Origin of the sequence: Chitinophaga horti, from assembly GCF_022867795.2 — a bacterium.
Classification (GTDB): Bacteria; Bacteroidota; Bacteroidia; order Chitinophagales; family Chitinophagaceae; genus Chitinophaga; species Chitinophaga horti.
Genome location: NZ_CP107006.1, coordinates 5429994 through 5454184 on the forward strand (window position 1 = coordinate 5429994; position 24191 = coordinate 5454184).

Here is a 24191-nt window from a genome sequence, read left to right on the forward strand (position 1 = left end):
ACAAAAAAGGGGCTTCGTGAGCCCCTGCATTAAACGTCTGTAAATTTATAGCCAACCCCGCGTACTGAGTGGAAGTAGCGCGAATTGCGACTATCTTCTTCGAAGTACTTACGGAAGTTAAGAATGAAGTTATCGATGGTACGGGTGGTCGGATAAACATTGTATCCCCACACCACCTGCAGTATCTTTTCCCTGGTTACCACTTCGCCTTTGTTTTCGATCAGCAGCTTCAGCAGCATGGTTTCTTTTTTACTTAACTCATGTTGCTTGCCGTCTTTACCTACACACTCCTGCGCCGCAAAGTCAATGGTATTGCTACCGAAGCGGTATACGTTCGGCACACTGTCTTTATCCTGTATTTTCTTGTTTTTAACGATCAGCTTCTCGACGCGCAGCAGCAGCTCCTCCAGGTTGAAAGGCTTCGTCATATAGTCGTCGCCACCTTTTTTGAGGCCCAGTACGCGGTCGGCGCTGCTGTTTTTGGCACTTAGAAAGAGGATGGGAACTTCGTTATTTTGGATGCGTATATTTTCGCAGACAGCGATGCCGTCCATTTCGGGCAGCATGATGTCCAGGATGATCAGGTCGAAATATTCGTTCTTCACAGCTTTCAAAGCAGTGGTGCCGTTATCTACAGCGGTCACCTCGTAGCCCTCCAGCTCCAGGTTCAGCTTCAGGGCTTCCTGGAGGTTTTCCTCGTCTTCTACCAGTAATATTGATGCTTTCGTAGCTTCTTTCATATGCTGAATGATTTGGCCCGCGGTTGCCGGGCGGGCGGCTGTATAAAAATACTGACAACTCGTTAATTTCTATACGCTTTGTAAAGAATATTCGCCCAAAGTGATCTCGAATATCGTTCCCGCGGGTGCGTTATCCTTTACTACAATCGTGCCGTTATGCTGTTCTATTATCTTCCTGGTGAGGTACAAACCGAGTCCCGATCCTTTAGCACTGCGGGTATTCTCGTTTCCTATGCGGTAAAACTTTTGAAAGATCCTGTCCTTTTCGTCAGATGGAATGCCCGGACCAGCATCAATAACCTGCCATTTCAGCAGCCGGTCCTTCTCGAATAGCTTTACAATGATCTCGGTGCCCTTTGGGACATACTTGATCGCGTTCTCCACGAGGTTGCTCAATACGATCTGCATCATAAACTTGTCCGCATCCAGCCAAATGCCTGGTTCTATTTCTGACTTGATGATGTGAGAGTTCGTCCTGGCTTGAATTTCATCTGTCCCTGCCTGCACCAGTGCCGAGAAGTTAACACTTTCCTGGAACAATTGGTTACGCTGGTTTTCGAACTGTGAAGCGAGCAGGATGTTGTTACAAAGTTGGTCGAGGCGGTTTGTTTCGCGGATGGTATTGTCAATCAGCTTATGTTGCTTTTCCTCGTCCAGCTTACGTTTCCTGATGGTTTCGAGGTTCAGTTTTGCGGCGGCGATAGGTGACTTCAGTTCATGCGTTACTGCCATCATGAAGTTCTGCTGCTGCTGCTGCAATTTTAATTGCTTGCGGATGGCGCGATAAACGAGCCAGGCGCCTACCAACAGGATCAGCAGGAAGATAGCACCTTCACCTAGGAACTTGAACGTGCGTAGCCGCTCGTTCTTCCCAATCTGCTGTTCGGCCAGGTGATATTCCATGGGACGCTTCAGACTGTCCACCCGCATGGTAAGGTTTTCGCGTTCGTAACCGGTAATTTGTTCGCTTTGGCGGAATAGCAGCACGCCCCACCAAACGAGCGCCATGATGGTATAAATGAGCAGGAAGATGTAGACCGGTGTAACCATTTTCCCGCTCTCCAGCTTATGAAAAATCCTTCTCATCTAAGCCTGAGCGTATCTTTTTGTATGCGTAAGCCCACGTTCATCACCGACATCAGTGGATTTTGCCGCATGTTCTGTTGAAAACTAAAGCGGTAAGATCCTGGTTTAGCGAAAATGGCGTGGTTGTTAATCAATACCCGATGTTCAAAAATATCGTCGGTACCGCTACCGGCCCATTTACCGGTTACATCTGCCAATTGCAGCTCCACACGATGACTATCCACCTTTTTATCCGGCGACGTAATCCTTATCATCATCCAAAGGTTGCTGAACGAATAACTGTCGCGGTGGCGAACGTTGGCGTGGATCGTATAAAAGTAACCCGTGTCTTCCGGGGCGATATTCAGATCAAAAAAGGGGACGAAAGTGTTATCCCAGCCGTTGCCAGGGATTTCCACATTTTTTTCATAGGTATCCAGCTTGGGCGGCTTGCAGGCCGCTACGGATAGCAGCAAACCTAATACGGCGCCTGCCAGCGGGATATTTTTGCGCTTACAAAACATTCAGTACCTGTTCTTTTGCTTTTTCCAATTCGTCTTTCATCATTACCACCCATTGCTGAATGGCCGCGTCGTTGGCTTTGGAGCCGGTCGTATTGATCTCGCGACCAATTTCCTGGAGCACGAAGCCAAGCTTTTTACCTTTGGCGGCATCATTGTCCTTCAACATTTCTTTAAAGTAACGGCAATGGTTCTCCAGCCTGATCAGTTCTTCGCTGATGTCGAGCTTTTCTAAATAAAATACGAGTTCCTGCTCCATACGGTTGCCATCTACATTTTCCTTACCCACATATTCTGACAGCAGGTTGTCCAGGCGCTGGCGTACTTTGTCTTTACGCAGCGGATCCAGTTCGCGTACCTTTTCAGTATAAGCGATAATATTATCGATGCGGAGCAGCAGGTCTTTTTCAAGCATCGCGCCTTCGTCCAAACGATGATCGTCCAGTTCTTTAATCGCGAGCTTGAGAACATCTGCGGCTTCGTGCCATTCTTTTTCGGTGATTTGTTCGGTGGCCGGTGTTACTACTTCCGGAAGTTTCATCAGCACGTTCAGCATATCATCCTGCGGCAGGCGCAGCTCGGTAGCGAGGGAAGTGATAGCGCTGTGGTAATACTTAGCCAGTTCAGAATTAATGACCACGGGGCGGCTGGCGCCGTTTTGTTTGATGTTGATAGTAGCATCGATGGTGCCACGCTGCAACGTCTGCTGCAGCAGGTTGCGGATATCAAACTCGTAGGGCTTTAACAGGGGAGACATTTTCAAGTTTACCTCGAACTGTTTACCATTCAGCGATTTAATTTCGGCGATGATGGTGGTATCGTCCCGGGTAAACTCTGCACGGCCAAAGCCGGTCATGGATTTTAACATAGTCTAAGTTTGTACGCAACAAACCTAGTTAAATTAGCGCAAAGCGCAAAGGGCGGGGCATCTGGAAGACCGGCTATTTCAAAAATAGGGCGTCGTACAGTTCCTGCCGTTCCATCTCCACCATGTCGCCGGGCTGCATGCCGCCAAGGTGCAGCCGGCCGATCCGGTAACGGATAAGCCTCAACGTGGGAAACCCGGTAGCAGCGGTCATTTTGCGCACCTGGCGGTTCTTCCCCTCGTTTAAAATCAGCTTGATCCAGGGTGCGGGGATGCTTTTGCGGAAACGGATGGGCGGATGGCGATCGGGCACAACCGGGTCTGTTTCAAACAGGGAGGCCCCGGCGGAACGCGTCCGGTAGTCCTTACCATCGATGTTGATCGTAACGCCTTGCTGCAACTGCTGCACGGCTTCCGGTGTAACGGCACCATCTACCTGCACCCAATATTCCCGCTCATGCCCAAACTTCGGGTCGAGCAGGCGATGGTTCAGGTTTTTGTCGTTGGTGAGAATGAGCAGTCCTTCACTGTCGTAGTCGAGGCGACCGACAGGGTAAACATCTTTCGGTACATTAAAGTAATCGGCCAGCACCTGTTTATCGCCCTCGCGACCGAAGCGGGTAAGTACCTGGAATGGTTTGTATACGATGAAATAGCGAAGCGCCATAGTTGAATGCAAAAGGCAAAAGTAGCGCTTTTTTGAACTGATGCGTGGATGGTATGCAAGGCTATCCATCTCAATATACTAAAGCCCAACCCGCTACACTACAGGTAAAAACGGGAAAAGCCCCAAATGCCTTGGTGGAGGGGCCGTTATTTAGTAATTTCGCGGCATCCCATACCATTCCGGGGGGAGCGACCTGAATATGATAATGGAAAATATCGCGTGCCAATATTGCAATAAACGATTGAATGATGTGTTTGTGACCGCGTCTGATGAACACACTTCGGCATTGGCAGCGGCGAAGAAATGTACCGTTTACAAACGTGGCGAGATCATTTTCCAGGAAGGCAGTCATCCTTACGGTATTTACGCCATCAACACCGGCAAAATAAAACTTACGCATAGCGGCGACGATGGTCGCGAGCAAATCATTCGCCTCTGCAAACCCGGCGACTTAATCGGTTACAAAGCACTCATCAGTAATGAAACTTATACCGCTACCGCGGTAGTGCTGGAAGATAGTGCAGTATGTTTCATTCCGAGAGAGATATTTGAACGCATCCTTCAAAAGGATCCGTCGCTGGCGCTGCGTATGTTGCAGATACTCACCAGCGAACTGAGGAGAGCCGAAACCAAGATCACTCATCTCGCTCAAAAACCGGTGAGAGAACGCCTGGCCGAGACACTGCTTACCCTTAAAGAAACCTACGGCCTGGAGGAAGATGAACAAACCATTAACGTTACACTTTCGAGGGAGGAAATTGCTAACCTGGTAGGCACCGCAACAGAATCGGCCATTCGACTGCTTAGCGAGTTTAAAAAGGAAAAAGTAATCGACTTATCCGGAAAAAAGATTCGCATTTTGCAGTTAGCACAGCTGATCAAGATGGCCAACCTGCAGGATTAGCGTAAGCAAGCTTTCAACTTCCAAACAATTCTTAAAGTTTGACCCACATTTACCGGTTTAAAACCGCCGGTTGTTCCTTTTTATGATTTGAACCGAGCCGTACGACCAAACGACATGATAGACGTTGCACGCATATTTTGTGATGACGATGCGCTGTACCTGCATTAAAACGATATCAGTGTAAAAGGCTGAAAGCTGCGTGAATAAAGCGTTTCCGGGGAGAATTAAAAAAGTCTGACCGTTGGAACAATCAGACTTTCTTGTTATGTGAATGGGTTAGTAAGTACAGGGAAAAAAATTCCCTACACAATATTAAAAAGAATTTCATGACAAAAGAAAAAATTTGCAAAAAATTTTATTCACAGATAAAAAAAATTTGTGGATAACAGTATGGCGACTCGGCGCAAATATGTGTTATGATCAGCGTAGAGTAATTCCATAACTTTGTCCCACTTAACAACAGTCTTATGAAGTTTGAATCACCGATCGCGGTTACGGAAATAGCTGCGCTGATAGGCGCAGAGCTTGTAGGGAACAGTAGTTTACAGGCAACCGGCATCAACGAGATACATAAGGTAACGGAAGGCGACATCTCTTTCGTTGACTTCGAAAAGTATTATAGCGCCAGCCTTAATTCGGCAGCCACCATCATCATTATCAACAAAAAGATCGATTGCCCGGACGGTAAGGCATTGCTGGTCACCAACGATCCGTTCAGCGCTTACGTTAGCCTGGTAAAACGCTTCCGTCCTTTTGTTGCGGCACATACGCCCATCAGCGATACCGCAGTTATCGGGGAAGGCACTGTGTTGCAACCGAATGTATTCGTGGGTCACCATGTACGCATCGGTAAAAACTGCCTGATCCATCCGAACGTAACCATTTACGATCATACCGTTATAGGCGACAACGTCATCATCCAGGCAGGTACCGTCATTGGTGCCGACGCTTTTTACTTCAAGAAACGCGCCGACCGCGAAGTGATGTACGATAAACTGGAAAGTTGCGGCCGCGTTATCATAGAGAGCGATGTGGAAATCGGCGCCGGCTGCACGATCGACAAAGGTGTAAGCGGCGATACGATTATTGGTCGCGGTACAAAACTGGACAACATGATCCACATTGGCCACGGTGCGGTGATCGGTAAAAACTGCCTGTTCGCAGCGCAGGTAGGCATTGGTGGTAAAGCTATCATAGAAGATAACGTGATCCTGTGGGGACAGGTAGGCGTATCCAAAGACCTTACTATTGGAAAGAATGCAGTGGTACTTGCACAAAGCGGTGTACCCAGCTCGCTGGAAGGTGGCAAAGTATACTTCGGCTACCCGGCGGAAGATGCCAAAACCAAAAAGAGAGAACTTGCCTGGATCAAACGCATCCCTGAAATATGGGAAAGAATTACCCAGGCGAAAGCCTAATAACGATACCCGACGCCCTGGCCATGCCGGGGCGTTTTTATTACCTAATACTCTTCATCCACATGAAACGTATTTGTTTTTTTCTGGCCGCCGTTCTGCTACTGGCAGCCTGTAACACCAGCAAACCCATCGCCGCCACCGCAAAAGAAAACCTGTATACTACGGAACAGGAGTGGAAAACGACGATCAATGATGGCTGGTTTAGTGCCAAGACCATCACAATGGGCAATTTCAGCACGTCCTCGCGCAAAACCGGTGTTGCGGCAGGCTCACCATCCGCCCAGTTCAAAAACACGAAGAACGCCTCTAATTTCACGGTAAAAGGTGAAGATGAAAATATGCTCGTACAGGTGCTGAATACACCTGCCATCACGTTCTCGGATAAAAAACTGCCATCTTACCTGGCTGGCGTTAAAAGCGAGTCGCCGCTATTCTACGCATGGATTAACGGCACCCGCAAACAGTCGCTGCAAAGCTGGGAACTGATACTGAAAGACCCGACTTACCTGGACCTGAATAACAATGCGAATGTCGGTTTATTGAGAAGCGGCACCCAGGAATTACGTATTACGGGGAATAACCGTTTTGGGATCGCCAACTCTTACGAGCGGCCTTGTTTCGAGTTTCATGAGGGAGGCAAAACCGTTGCAGCGGTTATGATTGCCGAGCAGCCACGCATGTGGGTGAGCTCCAAAATTGACGTTGAGCGGAAGAAAATATTGGTGGCGGCTATCAGTTCGCTGCTGATGCGTAATTAAGACTGCAACTTGTTTTGCTGCGCCAGGTAAGCAGCCGATATTTCATGGATCGTTTGTTCCAGCGGTTTAAACTGGAAGCCGGGCAGCATACGAACTATTTTATCGCTGTTATAAAATACTTTGAGCTGTGCGGTACGGGCGGTTTCTTTCGTGATAAGCGCCGGTTTGCCGGTGAAAAAGCTTTTTACCTTTTCGATGCGCCATACTAAGGCCGCCATCCATGGCTTAGCAGCAATGTGTGGCGGCTTTTTGTTTAGCGCCTGCGCCATGGTGGTAAACAGATCGCGGTAGCTCCAGTTGTCGGCAGAAAGCACAAAGCGCTGGCTTTTCACGTCGCTGTCCATCAGCATGATCATCGCTTTTACCACATCTTCCACATCCACGAAGCCGTTAATACCTTCGGTGTAAAACGGAAATTCCTTCCAGGCGTTTTTCAGCAGGGCGCCGGAGCCATCGCCCCAGTAACCGCTGCCGAGTATGATGGAAGGGTTAACGATTACTGCTTCAAGACCTTCAGCAATACCGCGCCACACTTCTATTTCAGAATAATGTTTGCTTTGTGCGTAGGCGGAGTTATTCTTACTTTCTTCCCACACATTCTCCTCGCTGATCTGCTGCATTTCCTTCGCGCGGCCGAGTGAAGCTACGGAGCTTACATGCACCAGCTTACGGACGTTGAAGTCGATACAAAGGTTTACGACATTGGCCGTACCCTCGATATTGATCTTCAGCATTTCCTTTTTATAGATGGGATTGAAGGATACTACCGCCGCACAGTGGTACACTTCTGTTACGCCCTCCATCACCTCTTCCAGCGCGGGCATATCTAATACGTCGCCTTTTACCCATTGCACCCGGTCCTGCACGTCTTGCAGCTGCACCGGAATAGCTTTCCTGTACAACGCTTTTACAGGCTTGCCCGCCTGTACCAGCTGCCGTACTAAATGACTGCCTAAAAAACCCGAAGCGCCGGTAACTAAGATCATGCGTATTGAATATTGCTATTTGTTGTAATTGTAAAATCCTTTGCCTGTTTTGCGGCCCAGGTTGCCTTCGGCGACCAGGTGCTGCTGCAATTTGCCCGGCTCAAAACGCGGCGCTTTATCGAAGGCTTCGTACAAAGACGTACTTACCGCGAGGTTTATATCGTTGCCGATGAGGTCCATCAATGCGAAAGGACCCATACGAAAGCCGACTGCTTCCAGTAAGGTATCGATGGTCTTAAAGCTGGTATTGTTATTCCCCGCCAACTGCATCGCTTCCAGGTAAAAATGCCGGGCCACACGGTTCACTATAAATCCTGGTGCATCTTTTACGCGCACTGGTGTTTTGCCTAATTGTTGAGCAAGCTGATACAATAGCTCACTTACCCAGGCAGCCGTTTGTTCACCACTCACCACTTCTACCAACTTCATGGCCGGGGCCGGGTTGAAGAAATGAAGTCCGGCAACGCGCGACGGATGCTGTATGGCTTTGGCAATTGTGGAAAGGGAGAGGGAAGATGTGTTACTTGCAAAAACAGCTTCGCTATGATTAAGTTCTGCCAGTTGATTGAACAGCGCCGCTTTAGCCGCTACCTTTTCCACAATCGCTTCGATGATTACTTCGGCAATACAATCATGGGCGTCGGTAGTGAAGCGGATGCGACCCAGCGCCGCATCGGCGTCCGGCTGTGCAAGGCGACCTTTTTCCACCTGCTGCTGCAAACTTTTCTGAATTTGCGCGCGGGCTTTATCAAGGATATCCGGCTTCAGGTCGAACAGGATGGTGTAAAATCCTGCCGAGGCGGTTACCTGTGCGATGCCGGCACCCATGGTACCGGCGCCGCAAACGGCAATGCTGTTAATTTCGTGGACAGTAAGCATTGTTGCTGGTTTATATCACGTCCTGGAACTGCTTCAGGAACCTCACATCGTTTTCGGAGAAGAGGCGAAGGTCATTCAGCTGGTACTTCAACATGGTGAGCCTTTCCACACCAATGCCAAAAGCAAAGCCTGAATATTTTTCAGGATCGATACCGGAATTGCGCAGCAGGTTAGGATGCACCATGCCACAACCGAGTATTTCTACCCAACCCGTGTGTTTACACACGTTACAACCCGGACCACCACAAATGAAGCAGGTAACGTCCATTTCGGCGCTAGGCTCGGTGAAGGGGAAGTACGACGGACGGAAGCGCACGTTGGCATCTTTACCGAAGAATTCCTGTACGAAGTGATACAAGGTTTGCTTCAGATCGGCGAACGATACGTTTTCGGCAATGTACAAACCTTCTACCTGGTGGAAGAAGCAGTGTGCCCTTGCGCTGATGGTTTCGTTGCGGTATACACGGCCCGGGCAAATAATGCGGATAGGCAGTTTACCTTGTTCCATCACCCTTACCTGAACGGAAGAGGTGTGGGTACGAAGCATCCAGGCGGGGTCCTGGTTAATGTAGAAGGTATCCTGCATATCGCGTGCAGGGTGATTTTCCGGCAGGTTAAGCGCGGTAAAGTTATGCCAATCGTCCTCGATTTCGGGACCTTCGGCAATACTGAAACCCAGTCGCTCGAATATGTTGACGATTTTATTGCGTACGATCGTGATCGGATGACGGGTACCCAGCGGGTGCGGCTCCGCAGGCAGACTGAGATCCAGCCCGGCATCGGCGGAGGTAGCAACACCTTCTTTCAGATGCGCGAACTCTTCGTATTTCGCTTCTGCAGCCTGTTTAAAAGCGTTCAACACCAGGCCGAACTCCTTTTTTTGTTCGTTGGGCACGGACTTCATTTCACCAAAGGTGGCTTTTACAATACCTTTGGTACCGAGGAAACGGATGCGGTATTGCTCCAGTTCTTCTGCGTTGGCGGGTATGAACGCCGCTATTTCCTGCTTGTAAGCTTCTATTTGCTGTACTAACTGCTCCATAAGGCAACAAAGATAATTGAATTGAAGATATTTAGCATTTAATGACTAAAGCGCCCGCCTGCACGTGATTTATGCCCGAAAAAGCGTAACTTATAAGAAGTGTGACGAGAATAGGCTGAAAATTACACCGGCGCCCGATACCTTTGTGCCACCTAAAACTGGAACACGATATGCCGCCCCTTTTATACACTGCGCTCATCGGCTTGCTGCTTGCCGCCCTGGCATGGCTGGCCCTTTTATGCCGCCGTTACCGCCGCAAATACCAGTCAGAGGCTATGCTCAACTATTTCGCTACTTCGCTTTACGGTAAAAACACGGTGGAAGACGTGCTATGGGACGTCGCCAAAAACTGTATATCGCAACTGCGACTGGAAGACTGTGTAATTTATGTGTTAGACGAAACGAAACAACGCCTCATACAAAAAGCCGCATACGGACCAAAGAACCCCGCCCGCTTTGAGATACATGACCCTATCGAAATTCGTGTAGGCCGTGGCATTGTGGGCGCGGTAGCAGCAACAGGCAAAGCGGAAATTATTGGCGACACCACCCGCGATGCAAGGTATATTCTGGATGACGAGCAGCGCTTCTCCGAAATCACCGTCCCCATTTTTTTGGAAGGTCGCGTGTTCGGCATCATTGACTCCGAGCATTCGCAAAAGTATTTTTACACGGCAGAACACCTTTCATTACTGGAAAAAATTGCGGCGATTTGTGCGGTGAAGATTGGTAAAACCATCGCGGAAGAAAAAGCGCAACAGCGTGAAAAAGAAGTGCAGCTTTTACACAAGCAATTGTCGGAACTGCGCCTGGTATCGCTTAAATCACAGATGAACCCGCACTTTCTTTTCAACTGCCTGAACGGTATATACAACTGTATTCTTACTAACCAGGTGGATAAGGCAACCGCGTATGTAAGCAACTTCGCCAAACTACTGCGTATGGTGCTGATGCACGCGGAAAAAAACTTTATTCCTTTGCAGGAGGAAATATCATTGCTGCAACACTACCTAAATATTGAATCGCTGCGCGTAGACAAAACTTTTCAATACAACATTCTGGTGGAAGAACCGATTGATGCGGAAGCGCATTATGTGCCGGGCATGTTGATACAACCATTTCTCGAAAACGCCATCTGGCATGGACTCATGTTTAAAGAAGGCAGCCGCATGCTGCACATCAACTGGCGGCAACCGGAAGATCACATTTTATTATGCGAGATTATTGACAACGGCGTAGGACGTGCAAAGTCGGCACAGCTGCGCACGAACGGGTTAAAGCAAGGCGCTTATCAGTCGCGCGGCATGCAGCTTTGCTACGAGCGGGTGGAGTTGTACAAGGCGTTATTCAACACCCACTTCAGCATCGATGTATACGATTTGTATGATGATGATGGCAATGCAGAAGGTACTAAAGTGCACATCTCTTTCAACATGAACGAAGCAGACGCAACACCCGTTGTCGCTTAGCGTGATGCGGTTGAAGAGTGCGACGCAACGGGGGATGAGGAGAAATAGAAAGCTGGTTACATAATTAGAAAAAAGAAGGCCGGAGTAAGATTACCCCGGCCATTTAGTTAAACCTACAACTGTTACACTGTTTGTAACACTATTTTAAATTCGATTAGTTCATCATTTGCGCGGTCTTGTGTTCGCGATCGTTCAGCTCCTCCTTGTAAGGCGCTACCATGCGCTGGCGGATGAGGCGTTTCTGGGAAACTTTGCCGAGGCCGAATTTCGCCATGATCTTATCCACGATCGCGTATACCACCGGCACCACGATGAGGGTAAGGAACATCGAACTGATCAGACCACCGATGATTACCCAGGCCAGACCGTTTTTGGTAGCGGCCACACCACCGGTTGCCAGGGCGATCGGCAACATACCAATTACCATCGCGATGGTCGTCATCAGGATCGGACGCAAACGTGCGTGGTTCGCGTGAATCAGCGCGTTATACGTGCTTTGGCCCTGCTCCTTCATCTGGTTGGTAAAGTCCACAAGAATGATCGCGTTCTTCGCTACCAGACCGATCAACATGATCATACCAAGAATGGTGAAGATGTTGAGCGTATTGTTCGTCAATGCCAGTGCCAGCAAGGCTCCGATGATCGCCAGCGGGATGGAGAATAGTACCACGAACGGATAAATATAGTTGTCGTACAGTGCCACCATGATCAGGTACACCAGCACGATGGAGATGAGCAATGCTGCACCCAATGTGCCGAATGAATCGCCCTGGTTTTCGGCGTCACCACCAAAGAGGTAAGATACGCCCACCGGCTTCTTCATTTTCGCGAGTACTTCGCCAAATTCAGCCGCTACCGTACCTGCGGGGCGACCAATCACCTGCGATTGTACGTTTACCGAAGTCGTTTTATCGCGACGCTCCAGCCTGCTTGGACCAGCACCTTCCTGCACCACCGCGAACTGCGACAGTTTTACCAATTCGCCCTTGCTGTTCACGAACGTGATGTTCGATACGTCGTTGATGTCTTTACGGTTAAAGTCGTCGAAACGGATGTTCACATCATATTCATATTCACCCTGGCGGAACTTCACCTTGCTATCGTCCGCAGTACCGCTGAACGCTGTTTGCATGGTGCCACCTACCTGGTCGAGCGTGAGGCCGAGGGCGCTCATTTTATCACGGTCTACCTGCACGTTGATTTCCGGGTTACCTTCTTCTACAGATAATTTCACCTCGCTGCTACCTTCGATCTTTTTCAGTTCGGCCATGGCCTGTTTGGCGAAAGACATTACGGTATCGAGGCTTGGGCCCATTACTACGAGGTCGATCGGCGCGTTTTGCGCGGTACCCATGATGCTCACCGGTGTCGTTTTCACTTTCACGCCGGGCAGCTGGTCTTTCAGTTCCTTTTTCAGTTTCGCCGCGTAGATGTCTGCCGGATCGGCACGTTCAGTGGCCGGTACGAGCATTACGGTGATTTCTGATTTATATGCGGTGGACTGGGAAGCACCAAAGCCATCTTCGGAAGTTTGACCTACCGTGGTAATGAGTGAAGTGATTTCCTTTTTGCCTTTCAGCATTTGTTCCACCTTACGGGTAGTTTGGTTCGTTTGCTCGATGGATGCATCTTTCGGCATTTCGAGCATCACGATAAACTGTCCACGATCACCCTGCGGGATAAACTCACCACCGATGTAGCCCTTGCCTACCAGCATGAAGGAAGCAACGAGCAGTACGATCGCGGTAACGAGTGTAGCAATCTTATGTTTCAGCGCCCACTTCAGGATGCCGGTCATCCAGTTCGTAAATTTCTCCAATTGCCTTTCGAACCAGAGGATGAATTTTTCGAACAGGTTTTTACCGGTGAGGTGTTCGAGTTTACCGAAGCGGCTGGAGAGTAACGGTACGATCATGAACGATGCGAGCAACGATAACATGGTCGAGATCATTACCACCACACAGAATTCACGGAGGATCATGGATACCAGGCCGTTCGTCAGCGAGATCGGCAGGAACACCACAACGATTACGAGCGTGATAGATGTTACGGTAAATCCAATTTCCTTCACACCATCATACGCCGCACGCACTTTGTTTTTACCCATCTCCATGTGTCGGTAAATGTTTTCCAGCACCACGATCGCATCATCCACCAGGATACCTACCACCAGGGAAAGACCGAGCAGCGACATCAGGTTAAGAGAGAAGCCCATGAATTTCATACCGATAAAGGTGGCCACAAGCGATGCGGGGATGGAGATCATTACGAAGATCGCGTTACGCAAGCTGTGCAGGAACAATAACATTACACCAGCCACGAGGAAAATCGCGATCACCAGGTCATGGATTACGGAGTCGGCCGATTCGAGCGTAAAGTCGGATGAGTCGTTCGCGATTTCGATCGCTACACCATTGCTGGCATAATCCTGTTCAATTTTCGCGATGGCCTTTTTGGTTTCTTTACTTACTTCTACGGCGTTGGCATCCGTTTGTTTCTGGATTTTGAGCGCGATCGCGTTCACACCATCGAGACGGGCAATGCGCTCTGCATCTTTCTGGCTATCCTGCACATCAGCTATATCACCCAGGCGTATTTGCGAACCGTCTGCGGTAGTGGTAAGCACCAGGTCCCGCAGTTGGTCCACGTTTTTGTACTTACCGGCAAGCCTTACCAGTATTTGCTGGTCGGTCGTTTTTACCTTACCGGTAGGGAAATCGAGGTTGGCATTGGTAATGATGTTCCGCACCTGCAACAGCGAAAGCTTATACGCTTCAAGCTTAGCGGGAACAATGTTGATCTGTATTTCACGTTCCTGACCACCGATGATGCTCACCTGCGCTACACCCGGCAAGCGGGAGAGCGTGGGTTGTACTTTTTTATCGATCAGGTCATAGAACGCCTTATCGTCCATTTTCGCCGTGGCGGAGAGTGTCATGATCGGCAAATCGTCCAGCGAAAATTTATTCAGTGATGGCGGTTTTGCATCGCCAGGTAAGTCGGCCAGGATGGCGTTTACCTTTCTCTGCGCATCCTGCAGACCTAAGTCTGCATTCGCATCGTTATTCAATTCGACCGTAACGCTGGAGAGGCTTTCGGAAGATTTAGAAATGATCTTCTTCACCTTTTCCATAGATGCCACCGCATCTTCGATTTTTTTGGTCACCGTACTTTCCACCTCGGAAGGAGAAGCGCCCGGGTACACTGTTGTGATGGTTACTACCGGCGAGGAGAACTTGGGCAGCAGCTCATAGTTCAGCGCCTTGTAGCTGATGATCCCCATGAGCGTGAGGATAGTGAACAACACTACCACCACCGTGGGTCTTTTTATGGATACTTCAGTAATCTTCATAATACTGTTGGTTTGGCGGCCTGATCGACTGATGGTGCTCTACACCGCCCCTTTTTGTTACGCGGACATACACTACGTTCGCCTCACTTTATTGGGACCTCTTCCACCAGCCAACCGGCCAAAGAGTTTATCTGTGTTGCTGCTATTACTTTGCCTGCACGGTTACTTTCGCTCCATCAGTCAGGTTAATCTGGCCGCTGGTAATTACCGTTTCACCCTCGTTCAATCCATCGCGGATTTCCACACGATCGCCGAAAATGCGGCCTGCTACTACTTTACGCAGTTTTGCAGTGTTGCCTTCCATTACGTAAACAGTATTGCTGTTCACTCCACCAACGAATGCCGCGCGGGATACCAGCATAGCCGGCTCCATCTTAGGCATTTCGAACAGCGCAGTGCCATACATACCTGCTTTCAAAGGTTTGCCGCTCACATTACTGATTTCCATTTCCACCGGGTAGTTAAGAGTGTTATCACCTTTCGATGCGATGAAAGTAATTTTACCGGTATAGTTTACTTCGGGATACACATTGCTCGTCACCTTCACTGTTTGTCCCACCTTGAGGTTGATTACCTGCGCTTCCGGTACAGATACCGCGAGCTTCAGGCGGCTAACATCCACGATGTCGAACATCTTGGTGCCTGGTGTGAGATAAGAACCTAACTCCACATACTTTTTATTGATCGTACCCTGGATAGGAGCTTTCACATAAGTGTCTTTTACCCTGCGGGATGCACTTTCCACTTTCGCTATGGCCAGTTCGTATTGCAGTTTGGCATCGTCATATTGCTTCTGGGTAACGCCACCGTTCTTCAGCGCGGCTTCGTTACGCTCCATATCTACTTTCAACTGCTTCAGGCTAACCTCGTTGGATTTGAGGTCGGTGTTGAGCAATTCGTCGTCCACACGGGCGAGCATTTGGCCCTGGCTTACGAAAGCGCCTTCGTCGACGAGCAGTTTAGTGATACGACCTGATGTTTCGGAGAGGTAAGTGAGTTCGCGAACAGGAGCGAAGTTGCCATTCGCTGCAAACTGGCGGTCGAATTCGGTACGGGCGGCTTTTTCCACCAATACAGGCACTTCACCCGTGTTGCTTTGTTTTACGAACTCGGTTTTTTCTGTATTCTCTTTTTTGTTGGCGCTCAGCTTCCACATAATCAGCGCAAGCGCACCTATAGTAATAAGGCCGTAAATAATTACTTTCTTCATGACTTCAGATTAGTTTAAAAGTGTTTTAAGGTTACCGTTGGATTTGATCAGTTCCAGTTCTGCCAGTTTGTATTCGAGCAGCGCCTGGTTGTAACTGTTCTGCGCTTCTGTAAGGGAAGTTTCTGCGTTCAGCAGGTCGGTAAGATTGGCAAGACCCAGGTTGTAGTTGCTCTGGGTAGTGCTGTAGACCTCATCGGCCAGTTGCATATTTTCCTTCTGCGTTTGAATAGTGGCGAGATTGTTAGCCATATTCAGCTTCGCATTCTCGAACGCGCTGTTCAGCTGCAACTTCGTGTCCGCCTGCATGCGATTGATCTGGCGAAGGGTAACATTGGCCTGGTTCACCTTGGAGCGGCGTGCATAACCATCAAAGATCGGGATGCGCAGCTTTAGTGCAACTGAAGCCATGTCGTACCAAAATGCGGTTCCGCCGCTTTTATAGATATCGAACTTGTCGCTGATACCATTGTAGGAGTAGTTAGCGCTTAATGAAAGCGAAGGATAATATTCTGCCTGGTAAGCTTTCTTCTGATAGTTTTGTAACTCCTCCTGCTTTTTCAGCAGTTTAAATTCTGTACGGTTTTCTACGATAAAGTTGCCATAGTCTACGTTGCCGGATGCTTTATTCGCCAGTTCCGATAATTCGATGGCAGGCAGGTCCAGCTGTGTTTCCAGCGGCATGCCCAGGTAACTTTTCAACGAGTTTGTTTGCGTACGAAGCTGATTTTCCAGCTGTGATTTTTGCGTTTTGTAGTTCACCAGGTTCACCTTAATCCGGTCCAGGTCAATTCTTTTAGCAAGACCGTTCTCGAATTGTGTTTGCGTGGTTTGTACCAGCTTGGTCAGTTTGTCGATGTTGCTTTGTAATACCGACATTCTTTCCTGGCTTACCAGCAGGTTGTAGTACATCTGCGAAACCTGGTAAATCACGTTTTCTTCTGATTGTACCGTTTGCATTGCGTAATATTCCTCGCCGGACTTCGCCGCTTTCAGTCCTGTAAATACAGACTGGTTAAAGATTTGCTGGGAGAGGTCTGCACCGATGCCTGTATTCCATGTCGTTCCGGATTCCACGGTCAGCATTTTTCCTGGCTGGCCAAGGGCGTCGCCGGGTAGCACGAATACTGGTTTAATAATGTTATCGGTAAGGTTTCCATTAGCGTTGATCTGTGGCAACGCCTGCGCTCTGATCTCCGCCGTTTTCAGTCGACCGAGATCTTCTTCCATCCTGGTTTGCGCGAGCTTGTGGTTGTTAGCCAGCGCATACTGGAGGGTTTCCTTCAGCGACAGTTTTGTTTGTGCGTGTCCATTGTACACACCTATGCCCAGGAGCAGGGCAAGTGATAGTTTCAACCGTTTCATTTGTAATCTATTATGGCGTGTGTTTTATGCTTCTTCTGTTATTTTCAGGTAATTGTTAAGGATCTGGTGACCTTTAAGCGTAGCCACTCCGTACACGTAGTGCACCGCCAGTTGCTGCGCTACTTCGTGCAGATTGAAGTGTTCTGCAGGAAAAGGTCGTGGGTTAAATGTTCCCTCCAGATGAAGAAGGCGGAGGCGGGACATTATTTCCAGTTTGATATCGTTTCTGAACAGCCCTTCTGCAATACCTCGTTCGAGATTGGTGCGAATGCTGTTAATGACATAGGTGTTTTTATATTCTTCAATTACTTTCCAGGCAGCAGGGTGATATTTTTCCAGCTCGAAAAGTAATATCGGATTCACTGTTTTTGCCAGCGACTCGGTAACCATTACACTGCGCAAAAGCAGGTCTATGGCGTCATTAGCGTCGTTGTGGCATTGTTGCAACTGGTTTTGCTGATCGTCCGTCATAAAACGGATCGCTTCTTCCACCATCGCATCTTTATCCTCGAAGTGTTCGTAAACCGTTTTCTTGGAAATGCCGCATTCCTTCGCAATGTCCATCATGGTAACATTTTTGATACCATACATTCTCATCAGCTTCAGCGTTGTTTCCAATATCCTGTCGTGCGTGTTCATCTCTTAACCACTTTATCTCTTCTGCATTCCTTTTATGAAAATTTCAGCAAGTTGTTTCTGCTTTGCGATGATGAGGCTAAACTCCTCTGGCGAAGGTTCGCCCAGGTGAGGAATGCCTTGCAGCACCGAAAACCGTAAACCGATCAATGCCTGGTTGTAAAGTTCAGCCGCCTGCACCGGGTCCATCTCTATAAATTCTCCGTCCTGTATACCTTTTTCGAACATTCTTGCTATCAGTGCCGTTTCTTTCTCTTTCACCTCGTTCATCTGCGCAGCAATCTGTGCAGGCGGTCCGTTCTTTAACAACTTGAATAATTCCAGGCGACAAAACTTCTGTATGAAGTCATGTCTTATATCGATCAACTGTCTTAATGCTGCGGAAGCCGAGGTCATGTTTTTTACCGCATCCTCGATCCCGTTAAAATATACTTCGCCCACTTTGGCCAGCACAGCATTGTGCAAACCATTCTTGTCAGGGAAATAATAATACAATGAGGCTTTCGAACAACGTATGTCATCGGCTATCTCGTTCATCGTGGTTTTTCCCGCGCCAAACTGAGTAAACCGCTTCAGAGCAGCCTCAAGGATTTTATCCCTCATTTCGTCTTTGTTCTCTGTAAGCATTAACCTTTTGACTTTTTTAGTTATAAAGTCAAAATTAGAACAAAAACCTGAATTAGTAACGTTAGTTGACCATTTAACTTGGTTTTAACACTTTGATGACACGCGGAGGCTAGCGGGTTTCCTGGGTTTTTGATCTAACATGTTGATAATGCATGAATATTGGGCAATTGAGTACAAAGTACACAATTGCATCACGAGGCTATTTAGATGGCTAACAAGTTTATGTGTGGATATCACACAATTTTAAAAATTCCTACATAGAGAAGAAAACGACGCACGGAGCGTCGCAACGGCGGCTGACCAGCGGGTGAGAAGATGACTAAAAAAAGAAAAGGAGAAGCAGAACGCTCCTCCTTTTCGTATCAACTTAGCAACATTGATTAGCTTAATTTTTCCAGCGCTGCTTTCAGTTTTTCCAGCATCTCCGGAATTTCTTGCTTCACGCAGGTACCAACACTCATGCGATACCAAGGGGAAGTTTTAGCTGCACCGAACGCAGAGAATGGCACCACAGCCAATTTCGCCTCGTCGAGGATGTAAGAAGTCACATCGCCCTGGCTTTCCAGCTTTTTACCGTCGGCAGTAGTTTTACCTACCAGGTCAATTTTCAGCGTGAGGTAAATGGCTGCCTGTGGCGCGATTGCCTCTACATTGTGACCTGCATTTTTCAGCGCAGTGAAGCCAGCGTGGATTTTCACCAGTCTTTCTTCGATTTCTGCCTTGAAGTGTTTCAGGTAAGTATTTACATTGTCTTTCTGCGCGAGGTATTTAGCGGCTGCTTTCTGCTCTGCCATTGGGCTCCAGGCACCAACGTGGCTGAGGATCGCTTTCATTTTACCGATTACGTTAGCGGGACCGAGCGCCCAACCAACACGAACACCGGTAGCGGCAAATGATTTACTCATCCCGTCGATGAAGATAGTGAATGGCTTCATTTCAGGACGCAAGCCAACGGGGTTGTAGTGGTGCGTGTCGCCGAAAGTGAGTACCCAATACATCTGGTCGAACATTACGAACAGGGGCTTCTCGTTTTCGCCGCGCATTTTATTTTCTGCAATTACCAGGTCGCAGATCTCTTCCAGCTGTTGTTTCGCGAAAGCGGTACCAGTCGGGTTCTGCGGAGAGCAGAGCGCCAGCAGGGTAGCACCTTTCAGCAAAGGCTTCAGCTCGGCTGCGGTAGGCATAAAGTCGTTCTCAACGCGGGTTTCCAGCACTACGTGTTCTGCTTCCAGGAAGTGCGTGTAGTGGTTATTATTCCAGGAAGGCGTTGCGTAAATCACTTTCTCGCCACGGTCAACCAGGGTGCGGTAAGTAGCATAGATGATCGGACGGCCGCCGCAGGAAATAACGATTTCGCTGGTAGGATCATAGCTGAGGTTTTCGCGCTCGCTGATAAACTCACCAACCGCCTTACGCAGTTCAGGAATACCATCGGCGGGAGGATAGTTCGTGTAGTGCTCTTTGTAAGCGTTCACGATTTCCTGCTCAAACTCTGCCGGGATCGGAAATACCTTGGGGTCAAAATCACCGATAGTGAAGTTGTAAATCTTCTCGCCCTTGGCCTGCTTTTCCTTTATCTCACCTGCCAGTTTGATAATTTCAGATCCTATGAGCGTTTCGGCTAAATGCGATAGTTTCATAACCCAAGATGTTTTTTTGTTTTTTATTAATGGTTTTTTGCGCCGCAAAAGTAACCGTTTTATAGATACTTTTAAAGAACGGCCCTCTTGTTTTTATTTTATTCAACAAAAGTCAGATTCACTGCAAAATTATTCAAAAAGAAAGGCCTACACTGAAAAAACGTCAAGCAAACATGCTCACTAAAAAGGCAGCCGTTGCCGGACTGCCTGTAAAATTTATATTTCGGAAGATGCGTTAACTAAACAGGTACAGCACATCTTCTTTCGTAAGCTTTTTGATGAAGCCGTTATCGTCGGCGATAATTTCCTTCACCAGGGACTTTTTACGCTCCTGCAGCTCCAGTATCTTTTCCTCTACGGTGTCCTTACAAATCATGCGGTAAGCGAAGATGTTTTTGGTCTGGCCGATACGGTGCGTCCGGTCAATCGCCTGTTGCTCAACCGCCGGGTTCCACCAGGGATCTACGATGTACACATAGTCGGCCGCCGTCAGGTTGAGACCTACACCACCCGCCTTTAACGAAATCAGGAACACGCGGCACTCTTCGTTGTTCTGGAAGTTCTGGATCGCTTTTTCCCTGTCCATAGAAGAAGTGCTGCCATCGAAGTATTCGTACTTGATATGCTGATGCTCGAGCTTTTCCCTGATCAGCCCTAACATGCCGAGGAACTGGGAGAAGATGAGTACTTTGTGGTTACCGATGTTCTCCGTGATCTCACGTGTTAGTTCATGCAGCTTCACGCTGTGATTCGGATATTGCTCCTGCTCATTTAATATCGCAGGGCTATCGCAAATCTGGCGCAACTTCATGAGGCCCTGCAAAATCGTTAATTGCGAACGCTCCATGCCCTGGTCTTCAATTACACCAAGGATCTTCGAGCGGTAGGTGTTACGGTAAGCGTCATAAATATGGCGCTGTTCAGGATCCATCTCGCAGAAGATAACGGTTTCGATTTTGTCCGGCAGGTCCTTTGCCACCTGTTCTTTCGTACGACGAAGAATGAAAGGATAAATCAGTTTACGCAGATGTTCTTTCCTTTCCTCGTCCTGAAACTTATCGATCGGTGTGGCAAATTCGTTCCTGAAAAAGTCTACACTGCCCAGCATGCCGGGGTTCAGGAAGTTCATTTGCGCGTAAATATCGAACGTATTGTTTTGCATCGGTGTACCGCTTAACGCAAATCTATTACGGGTTTGCAGCAGCTGTGCCGCTTTTGTCACCTTACTTTGCGGGTTTTTGATCGCCTGCGATTCATCCAGCACCACGTAGTCGAACTCCATCTTCATCAGCAAAGTGATATCACTTCGTAACGTGCCGTAAGTGGTAATAATGATATCAAACTTGCGCAACTCCTCGTCACTACGCAAACGTGCAGGGCCGTGGTGAATATGATGCGTCATTTCCGGGGTGAACTTTTTGATCTCGTTCTCCCAGTTATAGATCAGCGTGGTCGGACAAACGACCAGCGCCAGGCATTTACCATTTTTGTTTTTGTAATGCTGAATAAAGGTGAGTGCCTGCACGGTTTTACCCAAACCCATGTCATCGGCCAAAATGCCGCCCCACTTCACTTCATCCAGGTAGTTCAGCCATTGAAAGCCGCTTTCCTGGTAGGGGCGCAGGTTTGCAAATACATTTCGGGGGATAGGTGTGCTGCGGATCTCATCGAACTGCAGCAGCTTCTTCCGCTTCTCGTCCAGCTCTACCAATATCGCTTCATCGTCAATAAACTCGTACAACTCGTCGATTACAGAAAAGTTGTACTTCGACAACTTCAGCCCTTTATCTTTTTCCTCTCCGATCTTGAACAGCAGCGAGTATTTTTTTAGCCATTCCTCCGGCAGCAAACCCAATGTACCATCGGCCAGCTGCACGTAGTTTTGTTTATTGACGAGCGCTTTCTTAATTTCTTTGATGCTCACCCGCTGATCGCCATACACCACTTCCACCTGCGCGTCGAACCAGTCGATGCCGGAGCTGATTTGCAGGTTGGTAACGGGTTTCTGTGGATTGAAGCGGAAGTTACGCAAGGTCTCGAAACCAAATACGCGCACATTCATTTCCTTCAATGCATCAAAAAACAGGAAGAACCAATTGTTCTTCAACGCTTCTTTCGCCCGCAGGAAAAAGTAGTTGTAGTTACTGTTTACCGCAAAGTTGGAGTGCAGCGACCGGATCTTGTTGACAAAATCCATTTCCGCTTCTTTGTTCCGGTGGATGATGAGTACCTTGTTGCCTTCCTGCACGGTGATTTTCGTTTCCTCGTTCCACTCCACCTCATGGCCATGATAAGCGAATGAAGGCTGAATGATAAACGTTTCACCCACTTCTTTCAGGTGCACCAGGCTGTCTGGCGCAATGTCATCCACTTCGTCGAGTAACCCGTTATCGAATTGAATGTCGTAGTTTTTGCTCAGCGGCATCAGGTAATCGCGCAGGTAACCGGGCCATTCCTCGTTTACGATGCGTAGTATGCCATGCTGCTGGTATTGTTCTACCTGTAGCGCATCCAGCGGTTGGCGAAACAGGTGAATGGTATTATTATACAGGAAGATGAGCGGACTGGCCCACTGGTTGTCCGCCACGTTCACGAGGTTTTCGTCGATATCGACCCAACAGCTGATCTCTACGTGATTGGCCGTTGCTTTCGTTTTGAAGTGCAGCCCCAGGTGACTGTCCGCGATTTTAAGTGCCTGCAGGTTTTTGGTTTTAAACGGTTGCCCGTCGCGCAGTAAAAACGTACGGCTATGTTCCTCCAGCACGGGGAACAATTTTAACAGCTTTGGATGCAGGTATTCGAGGATCAGCTCCTTTGTTTCCGCTGGCAGTTCGTCGGAATTATCGTGCATGATATTTTCCCAGATCCCTGCAAACGGAGAGTTCTTGTTCAAAAACTTGCTGATCTCTGTCTGCTGGATCTTGCGCACCGGTACGATCAGCTCGCGGTCTTTTTCTTTGAACTGATAAAAATCGATGTATTTAGTGAGGTCGAGTTTACTGATCAGCGATACGAACTCCGTCGCTTCATCATTGGCCTCGCCTGTAATAAGATCGGCTTTAAAGTAAGGATACAGCTGCTCGTTCCCGTTCATCACCACGCCCAGCCGGCGCGTTACGGACAGGGAGTCGTCTGCCGGCTCATTCGCCGCCGCCATACTGGATGAACCTGTAGGGATAGGCGCTTCCACCTTTTTGATGGTTGGGTCCAACACACGCAGGAATGGCTTACCATTGATGTAGGAGAAAGAAAACTTGCCCTCCAGGTCGTCCGTAAGGGAGTAACCGTAAAGCGAAAGCAGTTTGTTCTTTTCTTTATCCCAGTTACGTAGGGTATCAAAGTAAAACGGGCCGCTATCTTGCAGCAACTGCAGGAATAGTGCGGTTTTGTGTTCACAAACAGGATGCTCCGATTCGCTGCAGGAGCAGTGTGTATCGAAGTTTCGCTCCTCGTTGCGTTGAATAATGAGCGGATACAATTTACCGTCGGCCTTCAGCTCTGCCTCCACCTTTTCATCCTTGGCTGACTTTATCACCGCCTGCGACTTTTTAAGGATTGCTTCTGCCTTGGCGTAGATTTCCGGCGATGCCAGCAGCCGAAGCGTTTTCACATCGATCGTTTTCATTTTTACCAGCGTATGCTGCTGGTCGTACTGCGTTTCGAAGGATTCGAAGTGGTTCTTGTCCAGCATTTCCTGTAGCTGAAAAAGCGCAGCAGCCTCGTGCCGGCAAATGTCGCCGAGGTTGTATGGACACTGGCAGCGGATGTTCATGACCGCTGTTTCGTGGTATTTATTAATAGAAACCTTGTAATAATTGGCGTGGGTATCGCTTTTCACCCGGAAGTTGGCGGATTTGAGCACCGGATCGGCATCCAGCAACTCTACGCCCCCGGTGGCGTATATACGTTTCCCCCTGCGGATCACCTCGTCGGTCCCGTTATTATACACATATTTTAGCAGGTGGGGTAATGACATGCTTTCGGGCATTGCCAGCTTTTTGGCACGAGTCGCGGGTTTTATAGTTCCGGATGTTTTAAGACGACTCGTGA

General features: G+C 48.5%; 19 protein-coding genes. 4 read left to right on the forward strand and 15 right to left on the reverse strand.

The annotated features are described in order from the left end of the window. Window positions 1–29: 29 nt before the first annotated feature. The 5 genes from MKQ68_RS21900 to MKQ68_RS21920 form a co-directional block, all read right to left on the reverse strand. Entirely contained in the window at window positions 30–740 is a 711-nt protein-coding gene (locus MKQ68_RS21900) for a response regulator transcription factor (protein WP_264280948.1), read from the reverse strand. 69 nt (window positions 741–809) lie between these two features. Next, window positions 810–1826, reverse strand: a complete 1017-nt coding sequence (locus tag MKQ68_RS21905) for a sensor histidine kinase (RefSeq protein ID WP_264280949.1) — start codon at window positions 1824–1826, stop codon at window positions 810–812. Beyond that, window positions 1823–2329, reverse strand: a complete 507-nt coding sequence (locus MKQ68_RS21910; RefSeq protein ID WP_244836309.1) for a gliding motility lipoprotein GldH — start codon at window positions 2327–2329, stop codon at window positions 1823–1825. The genes MKQ68_RS21905 and MKQ68_RS21910 overlap by 4 nt, the downstream gene beginning before the upstream one ends. Then, complete coding sequence (locus MKQ68_RS21915) at window positions 2319–3194, reverse strand: YicC/YloC family endoribonuclease (protein ID WP_244836310.1); 876 nt, start codon at window positions 3192–3194, stop codon at window positions 2319–2321. Before MKQ68_RS21915 ends, MKQ68_RS21910 begins: the two co-directional genes overlap by 11 nt. A 73-nt stretch (window positions 3195–3267) precedes the next feature. Beyond that, window positions 3268–3858 carry a pseudouridine synthase gene (locus MKQ68_RS21920; protein WP_264280950.1) on the reverse strand — a complete coding sequence of 197 codons (591 nt, stop codon included), beginning with the start codon at window positions 3856–3858 and terminating at the stop codon, window positions 3268–3270. Between the two features lie 256 nt (window positions 3859–4114). On the opposite strand from MKQ68_RS21920, the gene MKQ68_RS21925 reads away from it, so the two are divergent. The 3 genes from MKQ68_RS21925 (at window position 4115) to MKQ68_RS21935 (ending at window position 6938) form a co-directional block, all read left to right on the forward strand. Beyond that, window positions 4115–4762 (forward strand): Crp/Fnr family transcriptional regulator, encoded by a 648-nt coding sequence (locus MKQ68_RS21925; protein ID WP_264280951.1) that lies wholly within the window; start codon window positions 4115–4117, stop codon window positions 4760–4762. Window positions 4763–5229: 467 nt separating this feature from the next. Then, complete coding sequence (locus tag MKQ68_RS21930) at window positions 5230–6180, forward strand: UDP-3-O-(3-hydroxymyristoyl)glucosamine N-acyltransferase (RefSeq protein WP_264280952.1); 951 nt, start codon at window positions 5230–5232, stop codon at window positions 6178–6180. 62 nt (window positions 6181–6242) lie between these two features. Continuing rightward, the gene (locus MKQ68_RS21935; protein WP_264280953.1) at window positions 6243–6938 is read left to right on the forward strand and encodes a hypothetical protein; all 696 of its coding nucleotides are present in this window, start codon (window positions 6243–6245) and stop codon (window positions 6936–6938) included. Here the strand turns inward: MKQ68_RS21935 and MKQ68_RS21940 are convergent. From MKQ68_RS21940 to pheS, 3 genes are read right to left on the reverse strand one after another with little or no spacing between them, the layout of a single operon-like run. Continuing rightward, window positions 6935–7924 (reverse strand): NAD-dependent epimerase/dehydratase family protein, encoded by a 990-nt coding sequence (locus MKQ68_RS21940; RefSeq protein WP_264280954.1) that lies wholly within the window; start codon window positions 7922–7924, stop codon window positions 6935–6937. The genes MKQ68_RS21935 and MKQ68_RS21940 overlap by 4 nt on opposite strands. Window positions 7925–7939: 15 nt before the next feature. Beyond that, a complete protein-coding gene (locus tag MKQ68_RS21945; RefSeq protein WP_264280955.1) occupies window positions 7940–8803 on the reverse strand; it encodes a 3-hydroxyacyl-CoA dehydrogenase NAD-binding domain-containing protein in 864 nt (287 codons plus the stop codon). A gap of 10 nt (window positions 8804–8813) precedes the next feature. Continuing rightward, a complete protein-coding gene (gene pheS / locus MKQ68_RS21950; RefSeq protein WP_264280956.1) occupies window positions 8814–9845 on the reverse strand; it encodes a phenylalanine--tRNA ligase subunit alpha in 1032 nt (343 codons plus the stop codon). Between the two features lie 170 nt (window positions 9846–10015). Between pheS and MKQ68_RS21955 the strand changes: the two genes are divergently transcribed. Further along, complete coding sequence (locus MKQ68_RS21955; protein ID WP_264280957.1) at window positions 10016–11314, forward strand: histidine kinase; 1299 nt, start codon at window positions 10016–10018, stop codon at window positions 11312–11314. 154 nt (window positions 11315–11468) lie between these two features. Here the strand turns inward: MKQ68_RS21955 and MKQ68_RS21960 are convergent, their stop codons facing one another. The 7 genes from MKQ68_RS21960 to MKQ68_RS21990 all read right to left on the reverse strand — a co-directional run bounded on the left by MKQ68_RS21960 (window position 11469) and on the right by MKQ68_RS21990 (window position 24129). After that, a complete protein-coding gene (locus MKQ68_RS21960; RefSeq protein WP_264280958.1) occupies window positions 11469–14666 on the reverse strand; it encodes an efflux RND transporter permease subunit in 3198 nt (1065 codons plus the stop codon). 145 nt (window positions 14667–14811) lie between these two features. Then, window positions 14812–15876: an efflux RND transporter periplasmic adaptor subunit gene (locus MKQ68_RS21965; protein WP_264280959.1), complete on the reverse strand. Its 1065-nt coding sequence runs from the start codon at window positions 15874–15876 to the stop codon at window positions 14812–14814. Between the two features lie 9 nt (window positions 15877–15885). Continuing rightward, window positions 15886–17238, reverse strand: coding sequence for a TolC family protein (locus MKQ68_RS21970; RefSeq protein ID WP_264280960.1), 1353 nt, complete (start codon window positions 17236–17238; stop codon window positions 15886–15888). Window positions 17239–17262: 24 nt separating this feature from the next. Beyond that, window positions 17263–17877, reverse strand: coding sequence for a TetR/AcrR family transcriptional regulator (locus tag MKQ68_RS21975; protein WP_264280961.1), 615 nt, complete (start codon window positions 17875–17877; stop codon window positions 17263–17265). A 12-nt stretch (window positions 17878–17889) separates the two neighbouring features. Next, a complete protein-coding gene (locus MKQ68_RS21980; protein ID WP_244836332.1) occupies window positions 17890–18501 on the reverse strand; it encodes a TetR/AcrR family transcriptional regulator in 612 nt (203 codons plus the stop codon). A 380-nt stretch (window positions 18502–18881) separates the two neighbouring features. Then, on the reverse strand, window positions 18882–20141 hold the full coding sequence (locus tag MKQ68_RS21985) for a pyridoxal phosphate-dependent aminotransferase (protein WP_264280962.1): 1260 nt from the start codon (window positions 20139–20141) through the stop codon (window positions 18882–18884). A 235-nt stretch (window positions 20142–20376) separates the two neighbouring features. Further along, complete coding sequence (locus MKQ68_RS21990) at window positions 20377–24129, reverse strand: DEAD/DEAH box helicase (protein ID WP_264280963.1); 3753 nt, start codon at window positions 24127–24129, stop codon at window positions 20377–20379. Window positions 24130–24191: the final 62 nt, after the last annotated feature.

Coding starts and splice junctions, on each gene's coding strand:
- MKQ68_RS21900 (WP_264280948.1), bottom strand. CDS start 740: ATGAAAGAAGCTACGAAAGCATCAATATTACTGGTAGAAGACGAGGAA.
- MKQ68_RS21905 (WP_264280949.1), bottom strand. CDS start 1,826: ATGAGAAGGATTTTTCATAAGCTGGAGAGCGGGAAAATGGTTACACCG.
- MKQ68_RS21910 (WP_244836309.1), bottom strand. CDS start 2,329: ATGTTTTGTAAGCGCAAAAATATCCCGCTGGCAGGCGCCGTATTAGGT.
- MKQ68_RS21915 (WP_244836310.1), bottom strand. CDS start 3,194: ATGTTAAAATCCATGACCGGCTTTGGCCGTGCAGAGTTTACCCGGGAC.
- MKQ68_RS21920 (WP_264280950.1), bottom strand. CDS start 3,858: ATGGCGCTTCGCTATTTCATCGTATACAAACCATTCCAGGTACTTACC.
- MKQ68_RS21930 (WP_264280952.1), top strand. CDS start 5,230: ATGAAGTTTGAATCACCGATCGCGGTTACGGAAATAGCTGCGCTGATA.
- MKQ68_RS21935 (WP_264280953.1), top strand. CDS start 6,243: ATGAAACGTATTTGTTTTTTTCTGGCCGCCGTTCTGCTACTGGCAGCC.
- MKQ68_RS21940 (WP_264280954.1), bottom strand. CDS start 7,924: ATGATCTTAGTTACCGGCGCTTCGGGTTTTTTAGGCAGTCATTTAGTA.
- MKQ68_RS21945 (WP_264280955.1), bottom strand. CDS start 8,803: ATGCTTACTGTCCACGAAATTAACAGCATTGCCGTTTGCGGCGCCGGT.
- pheS (WP_264280956.1), bottom strand. CDS start 9,845: ATGGAGCAGTTAGTACAGCAAATAGAAGCTTACAAGCAGGAAATAGCG.
- MKQ68_RS21955 (WP_264280957.1), top strand. CDS start 10,016: ATGCCGCCCCTTTTATACACTGCGCTCATCGGCTTGCTGCTTGCCGCC.
- MKQ68_RS21960 (WP_264280958.1), bottom strand. CDS start 14,666: ATGAAGATTACTGAAGTATCCATAAAAAGACCCACGGTGGTGGTAGTG.
- MKQ68_RS21965 (WP_264280959.1), bottom strand. CDS start 15,876: ATGAAGAAAGTAATTATTTACGGCCTTATTACTATAGGTGCGCTTGCG.
- MKQ68_RS21970 (WP_264280960.1), bottom strand. CDS start 17,238: ATGAAACGGTTGAAACTATCACTTGCCCTGCTCCTGGGCATAGGTGTG.
- MKQ68_RS21975 (WP_264280961.1), bottom strand. CDS start 17,877: ATGAACACGCACGACAGGATATTGGAAACAACGCTGAAGCTGATGAGA.
- MKQ68_RS21980 (WP_244836332.1), bottom strand. CDS start 18,501: ATGCTTACAGAGAACAAAGACGAAATGAGGGATAAAATCCTTGAGGCT.
- MKQ68_RS21985 (WP_264280962.1), bottom strand. CDS start 20,141: ATGAAACTATCGCATTTAGCCGAAACGCTCATAGGATCTGAAATTATC.
- MKQ68_RS21990 (WP_264280963.1), bottom strand. CDS start 24,129: ATGCCCGAAAGCATGTCATTACCCCACCTGCTAAAATATGTGTATAAT.